This is a genomic window from Thalassotalea sp. 1_MG-2023, assembly GCF_030546745.1.
In the GTDB taxonomy this organism is placed as follows: domain Bacteria; phylum Pseudomonadota; class Gammaproteobacteria; order Enterobacterales; family Alteromonadaceae; genus Thalassotalea_C.
In genome coordinates this window covers 1-25,190 of the sequence record NZ_JAUOPD010000025.1, presented here as the reverse complement: position 1 = coordinate 25,190, position 25,190 = coordinate 1, and the positions used below count along the sequence as shown (strand labels likewise).

20 protein-coding genes and 1 tRNA gene are annotated in these 25,190 nt (G+C 38.6%); 13 read left to right on the top strand and 8 right to left on the bottom strand.

From position 1 onward, the window contains the following. Positions 1 to 3 precede the first annotated feature (3 nt). On the bottom strand, positions 4 to 1,326 hold the full coding sequence (locus Q4489_RS15375) for a Na+/H+ antiporter NhaC family protein (RefSeq protein ID WP_303481934.1): 1,323 nt from the start codon (positions 1,324 to 1,326) through the stop codon (positions 4 to 6). 274 nt (positions 1,327 to 1,600) lie between these two features. Between Q4489_RS15375 and Q4489_RS15370 the strand changes: the two genes are divergently transcribed. The 6 genes from Q4489_RS15370 to greA all read left to right on the top strand — a co-directional run bounded on the left by Q4489_RS15370 (position 1,601) and on the right by greA (position 8,761). Further along, positions 1,601 to 2,224: an FKBP-type peptidyl-prolyl cis-trans isomerase gene (locus tag Q4489_RS15370; protein WP_074496687.1), complete on the top strand. Its 624-nt coding sequence runs from the start codon at positions 1,601 to 1,603 to the stop codon at positions 2,222 to 2,224. A 52-nt stretch (positions 2,225 to 2,276) separates the two neighbouring features. Continuing rightward, positions 2,277 to 2,708, top strand: a complete 432-nt coding sequence (locus tag Q4489_RS15365) for a hypothetical protein (RefSeq protein ID WP_303481932.1) — start codon at positions 2,277 to 2,279, stop codon at positions 2,706 to 2,708. 21 nt (positions 2,709 to 2,729) lie between these two features. Then, complete coding sequence (gene dapB, locus Q4489_RS15360) at positions 2,730 to 3,539, top strand: 4-hydroxy-tetrahydrodipicolinate reductase (RefSeq protein ID WP_303481929.1); 810 nt, start codon at positions 2,730 to 2,732, stop codon at positions 3,537 to 3,539. Positions 3,540 to 3,794: 255 nt separating this feature from the next. After that, positions 3,795 to 4,925: a glutamine-hydrolyzing carbamoyl-phosphate synthase small subunit gene (carA, locus tag Q4489_RS15355; RefSeq protein WP_303481927.1), complete on the top strand. Its 1,131-nt coding sequence runs from the start codon at positions 3,795 to 3,797 to the stop codon at positions 4,923 to 4,925. 21 nt (positions 4,926 to 4,946) lie between these two features. Continuing rightward, entirely contained in the window at positions 4,947 to 8,171 is a 3,225-nt protein-coding gene (carB, locus tag Q4489_RS15350) for a carbamoyl-phosphate synthase large subunit (RefSeq protein ID WP_303481925.1), read from the top strand. Positions 8,172 to 8,284: 113 nt separating this feature from the next. Then, positions 8,285 to 8,761 (top strand): transcription elongation factor GreA, encoded by a 477-nt coding sequence (gene greA / locus Q4489_RS15345; RefSeq protein ID WP_074496682.1) that lies wholly within the window; start codon positions 8,285 to 8,287, stop codon positions 8,759 to 8,761. A gap of 95 nt (positions 8,762 to 8,856) precedes the next feature. On the opposite strand, the gene Q4489_RS15340 is transcribed toward greA, so the two are convergent. The 4 genes from Q4489_RS15340 to Q4489_RS15325 all read right to left on the bottom strand — a co-directional run bounded on the left by Q4489_RS15340 (position 8,857) and on the right by Q4489_RS15325 (position 13,094). After that, positions 8,857 to 9,714, bottom strand: a complete 858-nt coding sequence (locus Q4489_RS15340) for a GyrI-like domain-containing protein (RefSeq protein ID WP_303481920.1) — start codon at positions 9,712 to 9,714, stop codon at positions 8,857 to 8,859. A 170-nt stretch (positions 9,715 to 9,884) separates the two neighbouring features. After that, on the bottom strand, positions 9,885 to 11,267 hold the full coding sequence (locus tag Q4489_RS15335) for an alkaline phosphatase (RefSeq protein WP_303481917.1): 1,383 nt from the start codon (positions 11,265 to 11,267) through the stop codon (positions 9,885 to 9,887). Positions 11,268 to 11,283: 16 nt separating this feature from the next. After that, entirely contained in the window at positions 11,284 to 12,462 is a 1,179-nt protein-coding gene (locus Q4489_RS15330; protein ID WP_303481915.1) for an endonuclease/exonuclease/phosphatase family protein, read from the bottom strand. Positions 12,463 to 12,464: 2 nt separating this feature from the next. Further along, entirely contained in the window at positions 12,465 to 13,094 is a 630-nt protein-coding gene (locus Q4489_RS15325) for a TetR/AcrR family transcriptional regulator (protein WP_303481912.1), read from the bottom strand. Between the two features lie 638 nt (positions 13,095 to 13,732). Here Q4489_RS15325 and Q4489_RS15320 point away from each other — a divergent pair. From Q4489_RS15320 to Q4489_RS15305, 4 genes are all read left to right on the top strand, one after another. Further along, positions 13,733 to 16,909 (top strand): TonB-dependent receptor, encoded by a 3,177-nt coding sequence (locus tag Q4489_RS15320; RefSeq protein WP_303481910.1) that lies wholly within the window; start codon positions 13,733 to 13,735, stop codon positions 16,907 to 16,909. Positions 16,910 to 17,016: 107 nt separating this feature from the next. Further along, the gene (locus Q4489_RS15315; RefSeq protein ID WP_303481908.1) at positions 17,017 to 17,433 is read left to right on the top strand and encodes a cytidine deaminase; all 417 of its coding nucleotides are present in this window, start codon (positions 17,017 to 17,019) and stop codon (positions 17,431 to 17,433) included. An 11-nt stretch (positions 17,434 to 17,444) separates the two neighbouring features. Continuing rightward, complete coding sequence (gene deoA, locus Q4489_RS15310; protein WP_303481906.1) at positions 17,445 to 18,752, top strand: thymidine phosphorylase; 1,308 nt, start codon at positions 17,445 to 17,447, stop codon at positions 18,750 to 18,752. A gap of 125 nt (positions 18,753 to 18,877) precedes the next feature. Next, a complete protein-coding gene (locus Q4489_RS15305; RefSeq protein ID WP_303481904.1) occupies positions 18,878 to 19,408 on the top strand; it encodes a VC2046/SO_2500 family protein in 531 nt (176 codons plus the stop codon). A 76-nt stretch (positions 19,409 to 19,484) separates the two neighbouring features. Here the strand turns inward: Q4489_RS15305 and yfbR are convergent, their stop codons facing one another. Both yfbR and Q4489_RS15295 read right to left on the bottom strand, forming a co-directional pair. Beyond that, a complete protein-coding gene (gene yfbR / locus Q4489_RS15300) occupies positions 19,485 to 20,102 on the bottom strand; it encodes a 5'-deoxynucleotidase (protein ID WP_074496674.1) in 618 nt (205 codons plus the stop codon). Between the two features lie 12 nt (positions 20,103 to 20,114). Further along, the gene (locus tag Q4489_RS15295) at positions 20,115 to 21,332 is read right to left on the bottom strand and encodes a pyridoxal phosphate-dependent aminotransferase (protein WP_303481901.1); all 1,218 of its coding nucleotides are present in this window, start codon (positions 21,330 to 21,332) and stop codon (positions 20,115 to 20,117) included. A 153-nt stretch (positions 21,333 to 21,485) separates the two neighbouring features. Between Q4489_RS15295 and Q4489_RS15290 the strand changes: the two genes are divergently transcribed. From Q4489_RS15290 to Q4489_RS15280, 3 genes are all read left to right on the top strand, one after another. Further along, positions 21,486 to 22,076, top strand: a complete 591-nt coding sequence (locus Q4489_RS15290) for a hypothetical protein (RefSeq protein WP_303481899.1) — start codon at positions 21,486 to 21,488, stop codon at positions 22,074 to 22,076. Positions 22,077 to 22,211: 135 nt separating this feature from the next. After that, positions 22,212 to 23,456, top strand: a complete 1,245-nt coding sequence (locus Q4489_RS15285; protein ID WP_303481896.1) for a hypothetical protein — start codon at positions 22,212 to 22,214, stop codon at positions 23,454 to 23,456. 709 nt (positions 23,457 to 24,165) lie between these two features. Next, positions 24,166 to 24,687, top strand: a complete 522-nt coding sequence (locus Q4489_RS15280; RefSeq protein WP_303481894.1) for a hypothetical protein — start codon at positions 24,166 to 24,168, stop codon at positions 24,685 to 24,687. A 286-nt stretch (positions 24,688 to 24,973) separates the two neighbouring features. On the opposite strand, the gene Q4489_RS15275 is transcribed toward Q4489_RS15280, so the two are convergent. Further along, positions 24,974 to 25,050, bottom strand: a tRNA-Asn gene (locus tag Q4489_RS15275). Positions 25,051 to 25,190 lie beyond the last annotated feature (140 nt).

Sequence of the window (25,190 nt, the reverse complement as noted above, 5' to 3'; positions counted from 1 at the left end):
ACGTTATTTCTTTGTCACTCGCCAAAATGCAATACTTGCTACAAACAGTAAAATCATTGGGTAATAAGCGTGTGAAACTACTGCTAATGGGGATAATTGCAATGTTGTTCCAAGCAGTAACGCTTGAGCGCCATATGGCAATAAGCCCTGGTTAATACAGGCAAATATATCTAAAATACTTGCAGAATGTGCTGGTGATAACGCGCCATCTTCTGCGAGCTCTTTAGCCGTTTCACCCGTTACAATAATAGATACGGTGTTATTTGCGGTAAAAAAGTTACAAATGAATGCTAAGCAAGCAATACCAAAGCCAGCTGCGCGCTTGTTATTGTTGCGATAAATACGTCTTGCAATACGTTCAACCAGGTCTGTTAATGCCGCTAAGCCACCTTGTCGTTTGATTAATTCACTTAAGCCACCAATGAATAGTGCTAAAATGAATAAATCTTGCATATTGGCGAATCCTTGATTGATATCACTGATCCAGGTTGATAAAGCGTAATCTGTTTGCCACATACCAACACCAGCAGCTAATACAATACCTATGACTAAAACGATAAATACATTGACGCCAAGTAGTGCCAGTATAAGAATGGCAATATAAGGAAGTAGACCAACGAGATTTGTTTCACTTGCGGCGATACTAGGCATTGTAACCCCCATACTGGCAAATAAAATAATGCATAAAATTGCAGCCGGTACAGCAAAAGTGAAGTTCACCTTAAACTTGTCTTTCATTTTCGCACCCTGAGAGCGGGTTGATGCAATTGTTGTATCAGAGATAATAGACAAATTATCACCAAAGATAGCGCCAGATATAATCACCCCTGCTATAACACTACTATCGACATCTGAAGCTTCAACCAAGCCTAATGCAATAGGCGCAATTGCTGCAATCGTACCCATTGATGTGCCCATGGCCGTTGAAATAAAAGCGGCCACTAAAAATAAACCAGGTAACAGTAAAAAGTCTGGGAATAATGAAAGACCAAGTTGCACACTCGCATCGACACTACCTGTCGCTTTTGCAACGACAGCGAATGCCCCAGCTAATAAATAAATAAAACACATGGTAATAATATTCGGGTGGCCCGCGCCATTAATAAACTGTCCTATTTGTTCAGTAATAGGCTGCCTACCCATAAAAATGGCAATAATGATGGCAGGAATAATAGCGATGCTCGCAGGAAGTTGATAAAAGGCAAATTCAACTCCTTGCAACGTTAGCACGATACCAGTACCTAAAAAGATGCCGAGAAAAACAGCAAATGGAAACAGGCTGAATAAGTTTTTAGTAGGCGCAGTTGTAGCGGTGTGTTCAGTCATTGGAATATTTCAAAAGAATTGTTTTTATTATTGCCAACAATAAAGTTTTTTTTCTAAATGTCTATGACTTTTCTATACAAATATTTTAGGTGGAGCAAATAACCAATCCTATTTGGCGTCAATACCGCGATAAAGCGTTGTGCCCAGTTTAATTATAATAAATAACAAAATGAGCCCGATTGTGACTACAGACATACAATGGTTTGTGCTATCCTAGCGCGAATTTTCTATCCATATCTACTGTAAAAGGTAGGTAGCTAAAAAAGTGAATATTATGTCTGATAAATTATTTGAAACTATTGAACAACGCGTAAGCTACGGTGTAGGCCGTCAACTGGGTGATCAACTTCGTAATAACCCTTTTAAAGATTTTGATGTTACTGCCGTTCAAGCGGGTTTAGCTGACGCAATGGCAGCTGCAGATAGCCAAGTATCTGAAGCTGATTTAAATGAAGCCTTTTCAGTTGTTTCAAAAAAACTTCAAGAGCAAGAGCAAGAAGAAGCAAAAGTAAAAGCGGCTGAAGGCGAAGCTTATTTAGTAGAAAACGCTAAGCGTGATGATGTTGTTGTTTTAGAGTCTGGTCTTCAATATGAAGTGATCACTGAAGGTGAAGGGGAAAAACCAACAGCTCAAAGTACAGTGCGTACGCATTACCATGGTACATTCATTAACGGTGATGTTTTTGACAGCTCCTATGATAGAGGTCAACCTGCAGAGTTCCCAGTTGGTGGCGTAATTCAAGGTTGGACTGAAGCACTACAATTAATGCCAGTAGGTTCTAAATGGCGTTTACATGTACCTTATAATTTAGCTTATGGCGAAAGAGGCTCTCAAGGAGCAATACCTCCATACGCTGCTTTAGTGTTTGATGTTGAATTATTAGACATCATCAGCTAATAAAAAAAAATGATAAGCCGGGTGTTCCCGGCTTTTTTATGGGATCAATATTATGTTAGTTGCAGCAGACATAAACGCATTGTTTAAACGTTACCTTGCCGGTTTTATTCAGCAAGATCTTGCTGTGGTAGCGAGTTGCTATCAAACGCCTTGCACGTTAACCACGCCAGAAGAAATGCAATATATTGTTGATGATGCGCAATTAGAATGTACTCTGCTTGAAATATTTTCTCAGTTATCTGTTGCTAATGTTGCAGAAATAAAAGTGCCGTATGGCAGTTTTGATAACATAAATACTGAACTTGCATTAGTTTGTTTGCATTGGCAGTTTATTGATCAAAGCCAACAAACGTTTGCAGAATTTTGTGCTTTTTATCATATAGAATCGACTTCTCAAGGGAAGGCAAAAATTCGTCATGTGATTTCACATGATCTTAGTGAGTTAAAGCATCTGAGCACAACTATTAATATTGGTAATAATTAATCTTTGGAAATGAACAATACTATGAATGTTAACGTAGCTGTTTTGGGAAGCAGCGGTCGAATGGGTAGAAATTTAATACAGGCTGCAGTAGAACATCAACAAACCTCGTTGGTGGGTGGCACAGTTAGAGCAAGCTCTTCTTTTTCTCAAGTTGATTTAGGCGAATTAGCTGGCATAGGCAAGATAGACGTAAAGGCAACGACTGAACTTTCATCATTACTTGCTGCAGATGTGTTTATCGACTTTACTTCTATTGAGTCAACCTTTGAACACTTAGCCTGGTGCAAACAGCATAATAAAGCGATAGTCATTGGTACTACGGGGTTTAGTGATGAACAAGTAGAGAAAATAAAAGAATATGCTCAAGATATTCCGGTCATTCTAGCGCCAAATACCAGTGTCGGGGTGAATGTTTTATTTAAACTATTAGCAATGGCAGCCAAAGCAATTGGTGATTATACCGACATCGAAATTTTTGAAGCACACCACAGGTTTAAAAAAGATGCGCCGTCAGGCACTGCAGTCAAAATGGGTCAAGTAATTGCGGATACGTTAGGCCGTGATCTTAATCAAGTTGCAGTTTATGGCCGAGAAGGTATTACCGACGAACGTAAACCAGATACTATTGGTTTTGCTACCGTCAGAGCAGGTGACATTGTTGGTGAGCATACCGCTTTTTTTGCTGATTTGGGTGAACGATTAGAAATTACTCATAAAGCAACCACACGCATGACTTTTGCTTTAGGTGCTATGCGTGCTGCTACATGGCTTAACACAGCAAAACCCGGCTTTTATGACATGCAAGATGTTCTAGGATTAAAAGACGTTTAGATTCGACTTATTGTTGAGTATTAACTAAGTAAAATGTATTTTTTAACCCTTTAGTTACAATTATGCGATTAAAGGCTAATTTTTACATTTTAAGCTGGACGTAATTATTAAATCAGCGTAGAATGCGCGGAATTTGTCAAAAATTTGTTTTTTGTGAACTGATTGGCAGATTAATAACGCAACTTTCGCGCTTAATATCACCATGTTTTGATGGTGTAAAATATTAAGATTTATTTCTTCTTTTCGGAGGTTAAATTGACTAAATCTGCAATTTTAGTGCTAGAAGACGGCACAACATTTAAGGGCACCGCTATTGGTGCAGAAGGGGCCGCCGTTGGTGAAGTAGTATTTAATACTTCAATGACTGGTTACCAAGAAATATTAACTGATCCCTCATACGCAGAACAAATTATTACCCTCACTTATCCCCATATTGGCAATACTGGCACAAATAAAGAAGACGAAGAGTCAGAGACTATTTGGGCTAAAGGCCTTGTTATTCGGGATTTACCATTACTTGCTAGTAACTTCAGAAACGAAGAAACGCTTACTGAATATCTTATTCGTAATAACATCGTTGGAATTGCTGACATCGATACTCGTAAATTAACCCGTATTTTACGAGAAAAAGGTGCTCAAAATGGTTGCATCGTTGCTGGTGAAAACATTGATGAAGCAACCGCTTTAGAAAAAGCAAAAGCATTTCCTGGTCTAAAAGGAATGGATTTAGCGAAAGTGGTTTCGGTAAAAGAATCTTACCAATGGACGGAAGGAAGTTGGCAATTAGGTACTGGTCATGTAACACCTGAAAAGTTTGATTTTCACGTGGTTGCCTATGATTTTGGTGCGAAACGTAACATTTTACGTATGTTAGTGGACCGAGGCTGCAAGCTTACGGTCGTGCCTGCGCAAACAACAGCCGAAGAAGTACTAGCACTAAACCCAGATGGCATATTCCTATCAAATGGCCCTGGCGACCCTGAACCGTGTGACTATGCGATTGATGCAATTAATGCTTTTTTAGCAACCGACATTCCAATTTTTGGTATTTGCTTAGGGCATCAATTACTTGGTTTAGCGAGTGGTGCAAAAACAACCAAAATGAAGTTTGGTCATCATGGTGCAAACCATCCGGTAAAAGATTTTGATCGCGATGTTGTGATGATCACTTCGCAAAATCATGGTTTTGCTGTCGACGAAGAAAACCTACCTGAAAATTTAAAAATAACGCACAAATCACTATTTGATGGTTCACTACAAGGGATACACCGTACTGACAAGCCTGCATTTAGTTTTCAGGGTCACCCTGAAGCAAGCCCAGGCCCACACGACGCAGCACCGTTATTTGATCACTTTATTGACCTTATCAACGCTCGTAACTCATAAGATTGTGGAGATTTAAACACTATGCCAAAACGTAATGACATAAAAAGTATCCTAATCTTAGGTGCTGGTCCTATTGTAATCGGTCAAGCCTGTGAGTTTGACTATTCAGGCGCTCAAGCGTGTAAAGCTTTGCGTGAAGAAGGTTTTCGAGTTATTTTAGTGAACTCTAACCCTGCAACGATCATGACAGATCCTGATATGGCCGATGCAACGTATATTGAACCTATTCATTGGGAAGTTGTACGTAATATCATTGAAAAAGAACGCCCTGATGCTGTGCTACCAACAATGGGTGGCCAGACGGCATTGAACTGCGCGCTAGAATTAGAAGCAAACGGTGTTTTAAAAGAATTTGATGTTGAAATGATTGGCGCAACAGCTGACGCTATTGACAAAGCCGAAGATCGCAGTCGTTTCGATAAAGCAATGAAAAGCATTGGCCTTGAAACGCCACGTGCTGAAATTGTTCACTCAATGGAAGAAGCTAAAGCAACGGCTAAGCGTATTGGTTTTCCTTGTATCATTCGTCCTTCGTTCACAATGGGTGGCACAGGCGGTGGTATTGCTTACAACCAAGAAGAATTTGAAACCATTTGTACACGAGGCTTAGACCTTTCTCCTACCAACGAATTATTAATAGATGAATCATTAATTGGTTGGAAAGAATATGAAATGGAAGTGGTTCGCGACAAAAATGATAACTGTATTATTATCTGTTCCATTGAAAATTTTGACCCGATGGGTATACACACAGGTGACTCAATCACAGTAGCGCCTGCTCAAACGTTAACGGATAAAGAATATCAAATAATGCGTAACGCCTCTTTGGCGGTATTACGTGAAATTGGTGTTGAAACAGGTGGTTCAAACGTACAGTTTGGCGTTTGCCCAGATACTGGCCGAATGGTTATTATTGAAATGAACCCTCGTGTTTCTCGTTCGTCTGCACTAGCGTCTAAAGCGACAGGCTTCCCAATTGCTAAAATTGCTGCCAAGCTTGCAGTTGGTTATACCCTTGATGAACTTTCAAATGATATTACCGGTGGTGCAACACCCGCATCATTCGAACCTACCATTGATTACGTTGTTACAAAAATACCACGGTTTAACTTTGAAAAGTTTGCTGGCTCTGAAGACCGTTTGACCACGCAAATGAAGTCTGTGGGTGAAGTAATGGCGATTGGCCGTAACCAACAAGAATCGATGCAAAAAGCATTGCGCGGTTTAGAAGTGGGTGCTTCTGGTTTTGACCCTCAAGTTGATGTAACCCAACCAGGTGCTAAAACAAAGATCATGCATGAGCTTCAAGAAGCCGGTGCAGATCGAATTTGGTACGTTGCTGACGCTTTCCGTTTAGGTCTTACCGTTGATGATGTATTTAGATTAACCAAAATTGATCGCTGGTTCCTTGTTCAAATTGAAGATATTGTACTTGAAGAACAAAATGTTGCTGAAAACGGTATGGCAGGATTAACTCCTGAGTACTTGCGTAAATTAAAACGTAAAGGGTTTGCGGATTTACGCTTAGCTTCCCTCATTGGTGTTAGTGAAACAGAGATACGTAAAAAACGTCATAGTGCTGAAATATTCCCTGTATACAAGCGTGTTGATACTTGTGCCGCAGAATTTAAATCAGACACTGCTTACATGTATTCAAGTTACGATGAAGAGTGTGAATCTGCGCCTACTGATAATAAGAAAATTATTATTTTAGGTGGTGGTCCTAACCGAATTGGCCAAGGTATAGAGTTTGATTACTGTTGTGTACATGCTGCTTTAGCATTACGTGAAGATGGTTTTGAAACAATAATGGTTAACTGTAACCCTGAAACCGTGTCTACCGATTATGACACCTCAGATCGTTTATACTTTGAACCCATCACTTTTGAAGACGTATTAGAAATTGTACGTGTAGAAAAACCTGTTGGCGTTATTGTGCAGTATGGCGGTCAAACACCGTTGAAATTAGCACGAGCGTTAGAAGCGGCAGGCGTACCGATTATTGGTACTTCTCCTGATGCTATTGACCGTGCAGAAGATAGGGAACGTTTTCAACAAGCGGTTGAACGTTTAGAGTTGTTACAGCCAGAAAATGCAACGGTAACCTCTGTAGAAGAGGCACTGGTAAAAGCAGAAGCAATCGGATTTCCTTTAGTGGTTCGTCCGTCATATGTTCTAGGTGGTCGTGCAATGGAAATTGTATATGACCTAGAAGACTTACGTCGATATATGAATGAGGCGGTGAGTGTATCTAATGAAGCGCCGGTATTGCTTGATCATTTCTTAGATGACGCGATTGAAGTAGATATTGATGTGTTATGCGATGGTGAAAGCGTTGTTGTTGGCGGAATTATGCAACACATCGAACAAGCTGGGGTTCACTCTGGTGACTCTGCATGTTCATTACCTGCGTATAGCTTGAATCAAGAAGTGCAAGATGTCATGCGTAAGCAAGTATCAGATCTTGCTTTTGAATTAGGCGTTGTTGGCTTAATGAATACGCAAATGGCGGTAAAAGATGGTCAGGTTTACCTGATTGAAGTTAACCCGCGTGCAGCACGTACAGTGCCGTTTGTTTCGAAAGCAACATCAGTGCCTTTAGCAAAAATTGGTGCACGAGTAATGGCAGGTAAAAAACTCGCTGAGCTAGGTATTACTGAGGAAGTCATTCCACCTTATTTCTCTGTAAAAGAAGTGGTTATTCCGTTTAATAAGTTCCATGGTAGTGATCCTCTTGTTGGCCCTGAAATGCGCTCTACAGGTGAAGTGATGGGCGTAGGGAAAACCTTTGAGGATGCATACGCTAAAGCTAATCTTGGTGCAGGTGTTTCGGTGCCTAAATCAGGAAGAGCCCTTATTTCTGTTAGAAACAGTGACAAAGAACGTGTTGTTGAATTGGGTAGAAAAATGGTGGAGCTTGGCTATGAAATCGATGCTACGCACGGTACTGCTGTTGTATTAGGTGAAGCCAATGTACCTTGTCGTCTTGTAAATAAGGTACATGAAGGTCGCCCACATATTCTTGATAGAATTAAAAATAGCGAATATAACTACATCATTAATACCACTGAAGGGCGTAAAGCCATTGAAGACTCGAAGGTATTGCGAGGTGGAGCATTACGTTATAAAGTACCTTATACTACTACATTGAATGCCGCTTATGCATCATGTCAAGCACATGCAGCAGATGCACTTAAAACGGTTAACTCTATTCAAGAATTACATGCATTATGTGCTAAACGCTAGTGTAGAGTATTCTTTGTCGAATGATGACAGTTCTGTTAAGCTAGTCATCATTGATATTAAAGTTTGATATAAAGGTGGTTTTGACCACCTTTATCTTTTAGGAAAAGGAAATAATGAATCAATACCCTATGACGCTTAAAGGCGCTGAAGCCTTGCGTGATGAATTGAACTATTTGAAATCAGAAAAGCGCCCCGAAATCATTGAGGCAATTGCTGAAGCTCGTGAACACGGTGATTTAAAGGAAAATGCAGAATATCATGCAGCCCGTGAACAGCAGGGTTTTTGTGAAGGTCGTATTCAAGATATCGAAGGTAAACTCGGTAACGCACAAGTTATTGACGTAACTAAAATTCCTAATAATGGTAAAGTGATTTTTGGCGTAACGGTAACGCTATTAAACATAGATACGGAAGAAGAAATGACTTACCAAATTGTTGGTGATGACGAAGCCGATATTAAAAATAATCGCATTTCAGTTAATTCACCGATTGCTCGCGGGCTAATTGGTAAAACGGTTGATTCCGAGGTTGAAATTACAACGCCATCAGGTTTGGTCGAATATGAAATTATCGCGGTAGAGCATAAATAATATTCGTTAAATTTAATGGTATATAAAACCGATAAACGTTGTTTATCGGTTTTTTTATGCGTTATACCAACTCAAATAAATATATAGAATTGGTCTTATTGTAAAGGTAAATATATATTGAGTGTTGCTTGATGCGGGGCTACATCAGGGTACATTGTTAATCGCTCAATAATACAAGGAAAGTCAGCAAGGGTTTCATCAGTATGATTTAACCACTCACCGTAAAGAAAATTAAGCGCAGCAGCTAGCCCTTGATCGGGCCCTTGATAATGTAATTTTGCACATTTCATTTTAGGAATTATTTGACTGAAAATTTGATATTGTTCATTAGAAAGCTCATGTTTAGTTTCTGCGCAAATGTCAAAAATAAACGTATTTGGTTCAGCTTGTTCTGGATCGCTGTAAAGTAAATTAAAAGTTTTAGACTGATCAGGAGGTGTGTGATGTGTTTTTCGCCATTGAATAAAGTGTTGCACACTTGCCATTATGTTTGCGGGATCACCTTGATGTCTGTAAGTGGCAACAAGGGTACGTGGAAAATCGATAATGGATACGTCATTGTGATTATATTGGGTCATGTGAGTTTCCTCTGAAGCGAATGTTGGGTTAGTTAGCCATGGCTGACTGTTCGGTTTTAATCGAAAATCACGAGGAGATTGTTTAAATTTATTTTTAAAGGCTCTACTAAATGCCTCTAAAGATTGATAGCCAGCATCAAAAGCAATATCGGTAATATCTTGATCGCGTAAATACACTTGATGAGCCGCGCGAATTAATCGTCTTGTTTGCACGTACTGACGAAGTGGTTGCTTTACTTGCGCGCTAAATAATCGGTGTAAATGAAAAGGTGAAATAGCCGATTTCTTACTTAACGCAGAAAGTGTAAGAGGCTCTGCGAGGTTTTCTTCAATATAGTTAATTAATGCTTTTATCTTGATAAAATATTGCGACATTGGTAATCCTGAATGATTTTTTAGCAACTTTAAAGCGTTGAACCCAAGCGTGCTTGATAAAACTTGCGTAAAAAAGCCAGCAGTTGTATTTGCTGGCTGAATATCAGTGCATTATTTTCGTAGCGTAGTATTGAACATCATCATTTAGATAACATTCAAACCACAACTATTTAGTTTTTTTCAATCAAGGTAAATACACCTTTTGCAACATCAGTGTTATCTATTAATCCTTCAAAAATAGCACTTTGGGCACCAATGGCGTAAACAGGTACATCTACTGCCGTATGGCCGGAGGTTGTCCAGCCTGTATTGGTGTTGTGATCAATAATACTATTTAATGCACGGTACAGCGCGTACTTAACACTTGGTTTACGTTGCTTCTTTTGTTGCTCAGGGGTTAACTGTAAATATGCTTGTAACTTAGATAACGCTTTTTCTTTCGCTTCAATAACGTTAGTAATATCTTTATTTTCTAGCGTTATATTTGCCAGTGCAGCGCTTAAGCTTGTTTCTGTAATTTCACTGTCAGCTAAAGCTTGAGCGGCAGCAGAAGTTGATGTTTTCATTTCTCGTAGCATTTCAGGTGACCATCGGTATTCACCTTTAGCCGCTAATGTTAAGCCTCCGGTGCTATGATCTGCGGTTAACACAACTTGCGTGTTTGGATTAGAAGCGACATAACTTTCTAAGTAGGCTAATGTTTGTGCTAAATCATGCATTTCAGCCATTGCACTATTAATGTCATTACTGTGTGCGGCCCAATCCACTTGGCTTGCTTCAACTAGCATAAAAAAGCCATTAGGGTTTTCTAAATGTGACAACGCGGTTTTCGTCATTTCTAATAACTTACCACCGCCATTATCTAAAGCAGGAGGTAAACCAACATCAGCAAATAAACCAAGTAGTTTATTGTGTGAGTTGGTTTGCGAAAGTAATTCGAAGTTGTCGATATAATCAAAACCTGCTTGTTTGAACTCATTAACTAAATTTCTATCTTCTCGAATGAAATACTGCCAGCCACCACCAAGTAACACATCGACATTTATGCCATTATCAATATAGCTATCAGCAATAGCATTATAGTTTTTTCGACTTTCATTGTGAGTGATGTATGCCGCTGGTGTTGCATGATTAACTTGTGAAGTTACCACTACACCCGTTTTTTTACCTAATGCTTTAGCACGCTGTAACACAGTTTCAACGGGTTGTTTGTTAACATCAACACTGATGGCTGAATTATATGTTTTAACACCTGCTGCTAGGGCAGTTGCACCAGCGGCAGAGTCAGTAACTCGGCCAGACTCTTGAGCGGGGTAGGTACTGCTCATGCCAACAAGGTGTTTGTCAAAAATAGTTTGCTCTATATTGGGTGTTAATGGGTTGTCAGCATAATAACGGTAAGCTGTAGGGAAAGCTGGGCCCATGCCATCTGCAACAATCATGATCACATTAGTTACAGGTGTTTTTGTAACAGGCTGTTTAGTGGTTTCACTTGTCGCATTACAACCTAACGTGAATGAGGCAACGGCAAGAGAGAGTAAAAGTTTTTTCATTTGCTTTTCCATAAAATTAATAATCGGTTAATAAAATATCAACCCAGACTAAACGATGATCTGAAGACGCCTTTCTAGAATCTATTAACCGGTAATTCTCATCATTTTTTTCTGGCCAGAAAACACCTGAATCAACTACTTTAAAACCATGCTTAGAAGGTAATAGATAATCTGCTCTCATACGCCAATAGGCTGTATGACTAGCGGCATGTTTGTTGTCTGGCGAATGCTTTGCTGCGGCTTTGCTACTGGGCTTAGGATCTTGAACATTAGGGTGATTAATAAGCGCACTTATACTACTATTGATAGCGTCGCCTTCAACAGCGGATGCATTTAAGTCGCCAGCAACGACAAATAGATCGCCTTTCTTTAAGCCACCAGATTTTTTGTTGTCATCATAGATATAATCACTTTTACCGGGTGTTATATAATCGTGCCAAAAACGTATTTCATCGTGATTACGCTTACCATTTCTGTCTTCTGGTCCATCAAATACAGGTGGGGTAGGGTGGCTGGCAAGTACGTGTAGCGTGGTATCGTATATCCGAATAGGGATATCCCAATGTGTTTTAGAAGATAACCTTAATGCTTGCCATACTTCTTCAGAGTAGTAGTCTTCACCGGTTTTAGGGTCTACTGGCTTTAATGCGCCAGGCATATCACTCCATTTAAACTTTTGAAAGGTTCGAATATATTGAGCATCAATGGGGTAGCGCGACATAATAGCCATTGAATATTGGCCTGGAAAATATCCAAAACCGTGCGTGTCGCTAGGATGGGTTATTTTTCCATCACCATTAGCATCTGCTGGTAATAATACACCTGTGTTTACTGGCGATTGGTACGAAAAAGAGTAATGGATTGGTTGTTGTCCATTTTGACCAACCGACAAAAAGTTATCCATGAAAGTTAGCATGGCTTCTCGGCCAACATTTCCATAGTTATCAATTTCATTGATTAATAATATATCAGGGTTCACACGTTGAATAATTTCGGCAATATTTTTGATTTGTTGATGCTTATTTTTCATTGCATCAAGAAGTTCTGTACCTGTGACCTTACTGTTATCGTTTTGTTGAATATAATTTAACGCTTCCATACTGACATTAAAGGTTGCAACGCGTATCGGTTTTTTCGCTTGTACGTGAGTAGACATTAGCAGTAAAAAGCTCGTAATTGTAATAAGTAGTTTCATGTTTATTCTATTCCTAGTCCTTTTAAAATAAAGCCTGTTAGAAACTGCGTAACATGCTCTATATCCTCTTCCTCATAATCTGCACGGTTCATTATCGTTAGAATTTGTGTTTCAAAATCAGCATAGTGTTGTGTTGTTGACCAAATTAAGAAAATTAAGTTGACGGGGTCTACCTCTGTCATCCTTCCTTCGTTGATCCACTGTTGAAACACTTTTGATTTTTCTCTAACCCATTTTCTTAGATATGTTCGAGCAAATTCTTTTAAATGTTGTGCGCCCTGAATAATCTCCATGGCATATATTTTAGACGCTTTAGGCGCTTTAAATGACATGTTAACTTTAGCAGCAACAAACTTTTCGATGGCGACTTTTGGGCCATCTTCATAAATAATATCACCAATTCCCTCATCCCACATGTCTAATGTTTGTTCTAATACTGCATGGTAAATATTTTCTTTATTTTTAAAATAGTACAATACGTTTGCTTTTGGCAATCCAGCTTGGTCTGCGATTGATTGAACGGTAGCACCTTTATAGCCATGGGTTATGAATTCATCTTGCGCAGCAATTAAAATTTTTTGCTCGCTTTTGATGCGGATCTTTCCTTGCTTTTTGTTTGAAGTATCAGTCATATGTTTACTTATTATTATGGTTGTCTAATCGGTCGACTATTTTAATGCAGCTTACACTAGCAGAGATTGTATTCTGCATGCAATCACAATGCGATAGTTCGCTTTTATCGCAATAAATAGCGTTAATAAAGTGATGATTATAACGCTTATAATCATACTTTTACAAAAGCTAAGTTATTTGACATGAAATGAATAATTGGTATCGTGAATTAAATATTACATGATTATTTGGTTATTTAAGTTTATCAGTATAAGTTTCTGTTTTATATGGTTTTTATTATAATTTATGAATATCTTGACTAAATGGTTATATTATAAGGTGGTAATTCTTTAGAAAAAAATCATATTAAAATAGATAAAAATTCAAAATAAATGATACTCAGTTTGCGTTTGTTTAAGTTGTTGTATTGTATTATCTTTTATCTTGGTAGTTGGTTTTTTAACCTTGATACTTAATTGTTTTTTAACTTGTATTTATCATGTTTGTGAAATAGTGTAATAAAAGTGTAAAAAAAGTCTGCTCTAATTTATAATAAATAAAGACTTTGAACCGTACATCTTTGTTGTGCTTTTTGAACAACTGGTCAACAAAATGTATGACTAATAAAATAAAACATACACCAAGGGAAATTAACAACATGAAAACCCAACGCCTCTCGCTTATATCTGGTGCAGTAATTCTTGCGCTTGGATTGTCCTCGCCGGCTATGGCTGATGATACGTCATCTTCTATGCGTGGTAATGTACTTACTTCGCAAGGTTCAGCAGTTAAAGACGCGACTATTACTATCGTGCATGAACCATCAGGTACTACCAAAGTACTAACAGTAAACGATGCAGGTGCCTTTTCTGCTAGAGGGCTACGTGTAGGTGGTCCATACAGTGTCACAATTGATTCTGATACCCATAAAGATAAAAAACTTGAAGGTATTTATATTACGTTAGGGGATGTTTTCCGTATTAATGAAACATTGTCTAGTGAAAATATCGAGCGAATTGCTGTGACAGGAGCAGGTGAATTTTTTGACCCTTCAAAAGGTTCTTCAAGTATTTTTAGTGGTGATGATTTAACAAAGTCTGCAGCGTTTAATCGTGACTTGAAAGATATTGTCCGTCAAAACCCTATGGCTGTAGTAGGTAATGACGGTGTGTCATTATCTCTTGCCGGTTCTAACCCTAGATATAATAGCTTAGCAGTTGACGGTGTTAACCTTAATGATGATTTTGGTTTAGCAGGCAATGGCTACCCAACTGAACGTTCACCAATCTCTTTTGATTCAATTGATCAAATAAGTGTGGCAATTGCACCTTTTACTGCAAAAGAAGGTGGTTTTTCTGGTGGTAAAATTAGTGTTGTAACTAAGTCTGGTACCAATGAATTTCATGGTTCAATGTTCATTGAACAAGCAAAAGATTCATGGGCTGGAACTCCTGAGCATCCTGAAACGGGTGAGGATATTGATTTAAGTTTTGACGAAGAAACTTGGGGCGCTACATTAGGTGGCCCAATCATCAAAGATACTTTGTTCTTTTTCGCATCATATGAAACCTTTGAATCACCAAGCTCCGTTGATAAAGGTCCATCAGATGCTAGTGTGGCAAATAGGGTTAGCCAAATATCTCAAGCAGAGGTTGATCGTGTAGTAAACATTGCTCAATCAAAATATGGTTATGATGCAGGTAGCTGGAATGATTCAATTCCATTGGAAGATGAAAAATATTCTTTAAAACTTGACTGGAACATTAATGATGATCATCGTGCTTCATTAACTTATTCACACGGTTTTAGTAACAGTGCGGGTAACCAAGGTTCTGGCTACTCAGATCAGCTGTATTTATCATCTCACTGGTATAATCGCTCAAATGAGTTCGATACGTATGTTGGGCAGGTATTCTCTAACTGGAGTGAAAACTTTTCAACAGAAGTAAAAATTTCTCATAAAGAATCAGTCAATGGTCAAATTCCATTAGGCGGCTTAGCATTTGGTGAAGCGAAAATTGACACCGTTAATGGTGGTCAAATCATGATTGGTCCAGATGACAGTCGTCATGCCAACGAATTAACTAATGAAACATTCCAATTTAGAATTAGCGGTGAATATCTTCACGAAGATCACGCCATTTCATTTGGTTGGGAATACGAGAAAGTAGATGTGTACAACATTTTCATGCAGCATTATCTAGGTTCTTGGTATTTTGACAGCATTGATGACTTTGAAAACGGTAATGCAAACTGGTTTGAATATCAAAATAACCCAAGCTTAAATCGTGATGACGCAGCAGCGGCATTTAGTTTAGGTAATCATGCATTATATATTGAAGATAGCTGGGATGTAACCGATACATTAAACGTTACTTACGGCTTACGATATGAGCTAACTATTAATGATGATAAGCCAAATGCAAACCAAGGTTTTATTGACCGTTACGGTTATAGCAACAATGAAAACCTTGATGGTTTAGACGTGTTTATGCCACGTGTTGGTTTTACATGGGATGCAACGGATGAATTAACAATTCGTGGTGGTGTTGGTCGCTTTAGTGGTGGTCGTCCAAATGTATTTATCTCAAATGCCTTCACGAATGACGGTTCACGAATCGCATCATATAAAAGTTTTAATGATGTCATTGCAGAAAATACCTTTTTACAAAATGCTGATTTAAATAGTGTTCCTCAGCATGCGCAAGATCAAGTTGCTAATACCGTGCTTGGCGGTCCTAATACAAATATTGATGCCATAGACCCGAATTTTGAAATACCAACAACTTGGCAATATAGCTTAGCGGCAGATTATATTGCGGATCTTTCAGATTACGGCCTTGGTGATGATTGGCGTATCAGTGCGGAAATACTTTATAAAGACAATGAAAAAGACATGACGTGGTCTGATTTATCACGCACATTAGATACGTCTAAAGGTAATAATGGTTATACTGTAGAAGGTCGCCCAATATACACATTAGCTGATCCTAATCGTGATAACCGTGATGTATTACTAACAAACACCTCTGGTGGCCATTCATTAATTGAAACATTAAGCTTAGCGAAAAGCTGGGATACTGGCTTTAAAGCTAACTTCTCTTATACGCATTCATCAATTCGTAATAAAATTGATGCAACAGGTACTTCTACCAATACTGCGTATAATTATAACCCAGTGATTGATCCAGAAAGCCCTGAAGTGGGTACTTCTGCATACGAAGTAAAACACAGATTAACGTTAAACCTTTCATATAACACTGAAATATTTGATGGTTACAACACTGCGTTTCATATGTTCTGGGAGCGTAAATCAGGTCGACCATACAGTTACTTATTGGGTTGGAACAACAGAAACGGTATTTCAGGCGAACTTGACTTAACCAGTGCAAACTTGCCTTACATTCCAACAGGTGCAGACGATGCCGCAGTAGATTTTGTTAACGGCTTAAGCTATGACGAAATTATGGCAGAGTTAAACACAGTAGGTATTTCTTCAACGGGTGGTTATTTACCTAAGAATGAATATCGTGCGCCATGGACAACATCGATGGACTTACGTTTAGAGCAAGAAATTCCAGGGTTTATGGAAGGTCATAAAGGTTTAATTTACTTTGATATTAAAAACGCGCTAGCTATCTTTGATGAAGATGCGGGTCGAATTTATCAATTACCTTATGGTCAATCAGCAACTGAAATACTTGATTACAGCATTAATGACGCAGGTCAATATGTGTATGAAAGTGCTAATGTCAGCCAAGGTGAATCTCCAGTTGAATGGAAAGACCGTGAGTCTACTTGGTCAATGAAAATTGGTATTAAGTACGTATTCTAAATTGAGTTAACTCTTTCTAAAAAGCCAACAGATTATCTGTTGGCTTTTTTTATGGAATTCGTTAAGATAAAACCTGACCAAATGGTTAATTTATTTTAAGGTTGTACATGCAAGAGAATAACAAAACAAAAAACATTGATAAGTTAGTGGCTGCGGCAAAAGTTGCTTACAAGAATGCATACGCGCCCTATAGCCAATTTCATGTAGGTGCAAGCTTACTGACCAAAGATCAGCAAATATTCAATGGCTGTAATGTTGAAAACGCTTCTTATGGCTTAGGTGTGTGTGCTGAACGCAATTGCATTGCGAATGCAGTAGTTACCGGTAATCAAACGTTTGAGCATCTTGTTGTTTATACCGAGCAAGAGAAGCTCACGCCTCCTTGCGGTGCATGTAGACAAGTGATAGCAGAGTTCATGCCTGAGGATGGAAAAGTTACCTCAGTGAACCACTTGAATCAACAAAAACACTGGTCGGTAGCGGATCTGTTACCCGATGCCTTTTTATCGAAAGACTTAACCTAAGGACATTACACATGCTACCACAAGAAATTATACGCCTTAAACGAGATGGAAAACCGCTTAATAATGCTCAAATAAATGCTTTTGCCACCGGGTTAGTAGACAACACCTTTAATGATGCGCAGGTTGGGGCGATGGCGATGGCGATCTTTCAACAAGGAATGGCCACAGAAGAGGTGATTGCATTAACAGATAATATGATGCGTTCAGGTGATGTTTTGTCATGGCCAGAATTAGATGGTCCAATAGTTGATAAACACTCAACAGGTGGCGTCGGAGATAAAGTGAGCTTTATGCTGGCAGCCATTGTAGCTTCATGTGGTGTTTATGTACCTATGATTGCAGGGAGAGGCTTGGGCCATACCGGCGGTACTTCTGATAAGCTTGAAAGTATTTCAGGTGTTGATGTTCAGCCAAGTGTCGATCGCTTTAAGCAGCTAGTTAAACAAAATAATATGGCGATTATTACCCAAACAGAGCGTTTAGCACCAGCTGATAAAAGACTCTATTCCATTCGAGATGTTACCTCTACTGTTGAGTCCATTCCGTTGATCACTGCTTCTATTTTATCCAAAAAACTAGCGGCAGGTTTAGATTCATTAGTGATGGATATTAAAGTGGGCAATGGTGCCATGATGGCAGATCTTGCAGGAGCACAAGCACTTGCCAAGTCTATTGTAAGTGTTGCCAATGGTGCTGGTGTACGTACACAAGCTATTATTACTGACATGAATCAAGTGTTAGGTTTTTCGGCAGGTAATGCCTTAGAAATGATCGAAACGGTAGATTATTTAACGGGTAAAAGTCGGTGCCCTAGGTTACATGGCGTAACTGTTGAACTTGCGTGTTCAATGCTAATAAGTGCTGGTGTTACACAAGATAAAGGTACCGCTGAAGTCTTAGTTAATAAAGCGCTGTCTTCAGGCCAAGCTGCTGAACGATTTGATCGGATGATTTCACAGTTGGGCGGTCCTACTGACTTTATCGAATACCCCTGGAAAACAATGCAAAAGGCCGAACAGGTTGGTGATATTGTGGCAGATAAAAGTGGCTACATTAGTGAAATGAATACCCGTGAAATAGGTATGCAAGTGGTAGGAATGAAAGGTGGGCGCACTGCAAATGGTCAACAAATAGACCATAGTGTAGGGTTTAACGCCATAAAACCTATAGGCTCAAAAGTTAATGTAGGGGATGTTATTGCTCGTTGTCATGCCAGTAGTAAACAAGCTCTTGCGATAGCTAGCCAAGGTTATCTTGATGCTGTAACTATTTCAGAAAGTGCACCAGAACAAACGCTAATCTATCAGCATATTGTTTAGGGCTGATATTATACAAGCATGTGTTTTTAGCGCATGCTTGTTTTTACTAAATATTTGAAATATCGCTAAAGTTATTCGTTCATTAGCCGATAGTAAGTTGTCAACATTATTGCAGTGAACTTACTTTGACTATCACCGAACGCATAACTAAACCACTTTTAGAAGAAGCACAGCTAGGTCAGCGACTGAATGAATCAGTACGTGTTCCTATGCACAGTGACTTTTCTTTGATGTTGGCAATGCTCGTTGATGATGTTCGAATGCATAGTCAGTTTCATCTACCCCATGATGAAATTACCGAACCAGAGATAAGTGATGATAGCTTAAGGCGTCATTTTTCATTGCCCGATAAAGCACCCCTTGCGCTAACGCAGCTTGCGCAAATTTCCCAATATGGCCAAGCAGAGTTGGCTGAAAAAGGTTTATTTTCTAGTATACATTTGACTAATATGTTGAAGGAAAAGCCAATCGCTTTTAAAAATGATAAATGTCATATTCCCAGTAATGTGCTTGAAAACACTAGCTTATATTGTCAATTGAAGCATCAAAAATCAGACGCTATACCGAAACAGCGTAAAGAGTTTGATGCTAAAGCGTGGTTACAATCCTTGCAAAATACTGTGGTCAATTCGCCTTTTCAAACACTAACCGCTTAACTAACCTTTACTTTGATTAGATGAAGTAATGAAGGTGCTTAGCAAGGCTATTTTGTATGCTTTATTTCAACGTGTGCTAACCGTCTTTTGCGAGCTTATCAACCGTAGCAGAACATGCGGGTAAAAAGGTTGCCAAGAAGTACTCAACCTCAGGCAAATCTTTTTTCAAGTCATCAAGCTTACGACCTAGGCGTTCCTCTACATGATCAAATTCATGATTGTTATGATTCAGCTCATCAACGGCTTTAATATACGCCACAAGTATGTCGGCAGCTTTTACTAGTGCCTTGTAAGCAGGTTCAACATGATCTTGAACAATAATGTCGTAAAATACGGACTGAAATTCTTCAGGTAACGATTGCAAACATTCGCGTTCAGCATGTGATTCAATTTTTTTAAACTCTCGGGCAATTTCAGGATTTGCATACTTAGTAGGGGACACTATATCGCCATATCGGGTTTCACTTGCCTCGTGATAAAGCGCAATCGTTGCGGCTCTGTCAGGATTGATATTACCACCGAATTTTTTATTTTTTATCACCGCAAGTAGGTGCGCCACAATGGCTACTTGGTGAGAATGTTCAGCAACGTTTTCAGGTTTAACACAAAACATTAATGCCCATCGTTTGATCAATGGCATGCGGAACATCCATGCTAAAAACGTACTTTGTTTTTTCGGTTTTAGCGTAGCCATATTGACTCCAATTTATGCTTGTTTATAGGTAGAAAAAAAGTCTTTTATTCGCTCTAAAGCTGGAATTAATTCATCTTTATGCGGTAAGAAAACTAAACGAAAATAATTTTTTTGCGGAATATTGAAAGCACTACCATGAACTACCAATATTTTTTCTTGTTTAAGCAGATCAAGTACCATTTTCTCATCATTGGTTATGTTGAATTTTTCCGCATCAACTTTAACAAATAAATACAGGGCCCCCATGGCGTTATTACATGAAAGCCCATCAATATCATTTATCATCTTATGGGCAATATTACGCTGCTTAATTAGTCGGCCATTATCGCTGATCAATTCATTGATACTTTGATAGCCACCTAATGCCGTTTGAATAGCGTGCTGACAAGGAACATTTGCACATAATCGCATAGAGGCAAGTATGTTCAACCCTTCTAAAAAATCTTCTGCATGTAATTTAGGGCCCGTTATCACCATCCAGCCGGCTCTAAACCCTGCGATACGATAGTTTTTTGATAAGCCACCCATAGTAATAATTAAAACGTCGTTGGCTAAACTGGCTGTTGGAATATGTTTAGCGCCGTCATATAAAATTTTGTCGTAGATTTCATCGCTAAAAACAATCAATTGATGCTTTCTTGCTAGCGCTAAAAGGCCTTGTAATACTTCTTCTGAGTAAACAGAGCCTGTAGGGTTATTTGGATTAATTAATACCAGCGCTTTTGTGTTTTCAGTGATTTTATTTTCTATATCTTCTAGGTTAGGATACCAGTGATTTTCTTCATCACATTGATAATGTACTGGAGTTCCACCTGATAGTGAAACGGCAGCCGTCCATAAAGGGTAGTCAGGTGCAGGAATCAATACTTCATCACCATCATTTAATAAGCCCTGCATCGACATAACAATCAATTCGCTGACACCGTTGCCTATGAAAATATCATCAACATTAAGGCCTAAAATACCATTTTGTTGAAAATATTGCATGACCGCAACTCGCGCAGAATAAATACCTTTTGAATCACAATACCCTTGTGCGGTAGGTAAATTATGAATAACGTCTTTTAAAATGTCATCAGGAGCTTCAAAACCAAAGGGAGCAGGGTTGCCAATATTAAGCTTTAAAATTTTATGACCTTCATCTTCCAAACGACGGGCTTCGGCCGCTATTTGTCCTCTAATTTCATAACAGACATTATTGAGTTTGGAAGATTTTTTGACGCTCTGCATTATTTACTACTTTTATTAATTGATTTAGTGTGAATTTACACTCTATTGTGCCAACTATTTCCAGCAATGAAACAGTTACTTGCATTTTTTTTATAGCCTTTTCATTAAAAGGTCGTCATCTTGTTATTAAACACTGCGTATTTTGGAGGGAGTATGCCATTACCCTTAGTTTGGTTAGGTGCGGCAGCAGTTTCTGCGTTAACATTAAATGAGCTGTCAAACGATCGAAAAAAGCAACAACAACACCGACGAAAATATTTATTGCCACAACGTATTCGTGATTTAAAGCGGCACGAATCGCCTATTGCTATATATCCATCTGAGTTAATGGCGACAGAGCAACTAGTGAAACCAGTTGTTGGTGCGCTAATATGTTGTGGAATTGGTGGGGTACTTGATCACACTGGTATTTGGGTAGACGACGATACTATTATTGAACTTGGCGGTGAGGGGTTAATCAAACCTGTTTCAGTGGCTCGCTTTACGAAAGAACGTTCGGGAAAAAATGTATTTATAGCGTGCGACTCTACAGCTAAACCAATAGCAAGTGAACAAGCTGCGCAAAGAGCAATTGAGCAAATTTACCAGTATCGAAATTATCATTTGATTGAAAATAATTGTCATCAATTTATTTGGCAATGTTTCGCACCAAGCACAGGTAAAGTTTCAACGTTTAAATCACTGAACCGCCAACTTGCTCATAAATTTGATCGCGTTATTTATTGGGATTTACTAGATGTTTAACCTTTAATGTTGTTGTGTTTTTAGTACACTAGCACTTAACTTTTAACAAGCTATTATTGTATTTTGAAAATTCTCTTTCGTTGTTTCGTTATTTTTACGTTTATTTTTATTTTTGCCCTTTGTGCACTCGTTTTGTTGTCTTTGCAAACCCAGCCTAAAACGGTACAACTTCATCAAATTTCTGCACAAAAAGCTAAGCAAAGCCAAAAATTAGTTAAAAAATTAATTGCTAGCGCTAAACAGCAGGGACAGCAAAAAATTCGAATAACTAAAGATGAACTAGACGGTTTAGCTGCACTGCTTCATCGTGCGGTGCCACAATCTGCCGCTAATGTAACGCTTACCCCCAAAGCATTAAATGCTTCATTGTCAGTGACATTGCCATTACCTGAATTAATCAAATACCTAAATGTATCTATAAAGGTGTTGCCTTCTGAACGTGGGTTGAAGATTGAACAAGTAAATATAGGTCACCTTTCACTAGCCGGACATCATTTTATTACCTTGGTAAGTTTGATGTCTGATTTCTTTATTCAGCCAAACTTAGTTGATGATATGTTGGCGATTGTTAAACGTGTCTCTATCAGTGAATCATTTGTTGAGTTTGAGATGTACTTAGATACTCGTTTACTTGAAAGAAATAATGATAAATCATTACTAATGCGTTTAAGAGATGATTTAGCACTATTTGGTAACGCAAAGGAAATTGCTATTTATTATCAATCGATTGCTCAATACGCAGCTCAACAACAGTCAAATACTTCATTGGCGGGTTACGTTAGAGAAGTGTTTACGCTAGCTAATAAGCGCTCTAATTCTATAGCTAATACCAATGCCACTGTACAAAACCAATCTGCAGCAATGGCACTCATTGTTTATTTTGGTGCTGATCGTTTTGAATTGCTCGTGGGAGATATCATCGATGATGATTTTGATCAGCTTGTTGTTCGTAATAAGTTGAGAAGTAACGCAACATTGCGGGGACGAAATGATTTACAAAAACACTTCATTTACTCGATGGCTATTCAAATGTTTAGTACTCTAGGTGCTAGTGATGCTATTGGTGAATACAAAGAATTTTTAGACAGTAATCGAGGTGGTTCAGGCTTTAGTTTTGCCGATTTAATGGCAGATAGGGCAGGTACTCGCTTTGCCCAGATAGTCGTTGCAAATGAAAATAAAGCTAAGCGCGCACAGTCATTATTATTAACGATAACCGATGAAGCGTTATTGCCAAGTATTCAAGGCCTTAATGAAGGAATTTCGCAAACTGAATTTGAACAAACGTATCGTGATATCAATAATCAAGATTATCAGCAGATGTTAAAGGAGATAGATACACGATTAGAAACGTTACCTTTGTATCAGTTAGGTTGGTAACTTACTATTTAAAATAGTGCAGGCCACCGCTTTAGCGGTAACTTTCAACGTTGAAAAAATAAAGAAATTTAGACATAAAAAAAAGCCGCAATAAAATGCAAGCCGTTCAGTTAACGTGGTGCTAACGGCTTAATAATTTAAAAAGCACTATAATTGAGTTGGTTAACTTAGTTATGGTGTATTTTTTTGAGAAAGAAATCTTGCCAGAAAGATTGGCCTTCCTTCCCTGAAGCATTTAATGGATTGCAAGTAAATTGTTGTAAATTTACTAGATGTGAGAACTTTGGAATTTTCCCCTGAAGATGCTACGCAACGAGCACCATTACGCGAAAATCTTAACGCTGAATATTCACTTCGTCAAACAACTAAACACCATCCTCTGTTTGGCACTACAGGAACTGGCAAAAATGAAGCCGCTCTTGTGTGCACGCTGTAGACCGATTCTTTATGAGTGGTAGAAGAGGTGTAAGCCTTTTAGAGCGGTCTTTTACATCAGCGACAAACAAATCCAGAACATGGCATGGTTATTCAGCATATAACCCAGCTATGTTGACTAAAATGGCTGACATATATCGTGTATATTACAATTACGTTAATAAAAACGACAAAGGTGATACGCCTGCAGTGCGGCTTGGCATGGCGCAAGGGCCAGTAACTCTTGAAAAGATTATTTACTTTGGGAAATATAATTAGCAAGTAGGGTGAAGTTTTGAGAAAAGGTTTTTTGTATTACAGAAATATTGGGTTAGCAATTTTTGGCTTAGTGGGGGGGATTTATTTTTTGGTTACACCATTACTCGATCCTGTTAACGGTCTACCAGAAAAAGATGAATTAACGGAAATAAGGGGAACAATTGAATGGGTAAAAAAGCATAAATACGGGGTTAAGTTTAAGTTGGCTGACAAAGAAAATACGTTTAATTACCCTTCAAAAGCTAATTCATCTACAGCAGTCAATTCAGCTTTGTCAAACGCAGGCCATGAGACTATAGCAATTCTGGCAGTTTTAGATGACTTTAATACTAATTATGTAACAGGGAAGAAATTTATAGATGTATATCAGGTGGTTGTGGATGACAAAACTATTAGATCTTATGAGCAAGTGAGAAAGGCTTGGGAAGGCGATAACAAAGTTGGCCTATTCTTAGGACCATTTATGATCTTTGCTGCATTTTACATATTTCGTAAAGCTAAAAAGGGTGAATATGGATCTTCATATATTCACTATTAGCCTAAAATACTTTCATTTGTAAGGAAGCAACTACAAGTTAAAATTAAATATTTTAAAATGCAGTTGCTATTTTAAATGCAGCTTATGTCAGCACCACGTTAACTGAACGGCTTGAATACAATGCGGCTTTTTTTTTATGTGGCTTCCTTAGTCTGATTTGAACAGAGGGCACATGCGAATTAAATAACAGTACAGTCCACCGCTTTAGCGGTAACTTTCAACGTTGAAAAAAATAAAGAAATTTAGACATAAAAAAAGCCGCAATACAATGCGGCTTTTCTTTGTGTGGCTCCCCTGGTCTGATTTGAACAGACGACACATGGATTAACAGTCCACCGCTCTAACCAGCTGAGCTACAGGGGAATAATTCTTTTGGCTTTCGCCTAGTAACCGCAATTATAACTAAGTGCCATTACATCTAAATAAGTGGCTCCCCTGGTCTGATTTGAACAGACGACACATGGATTAACAGTCCACCGCTCTAACCAGCTGAGCTACAGGGG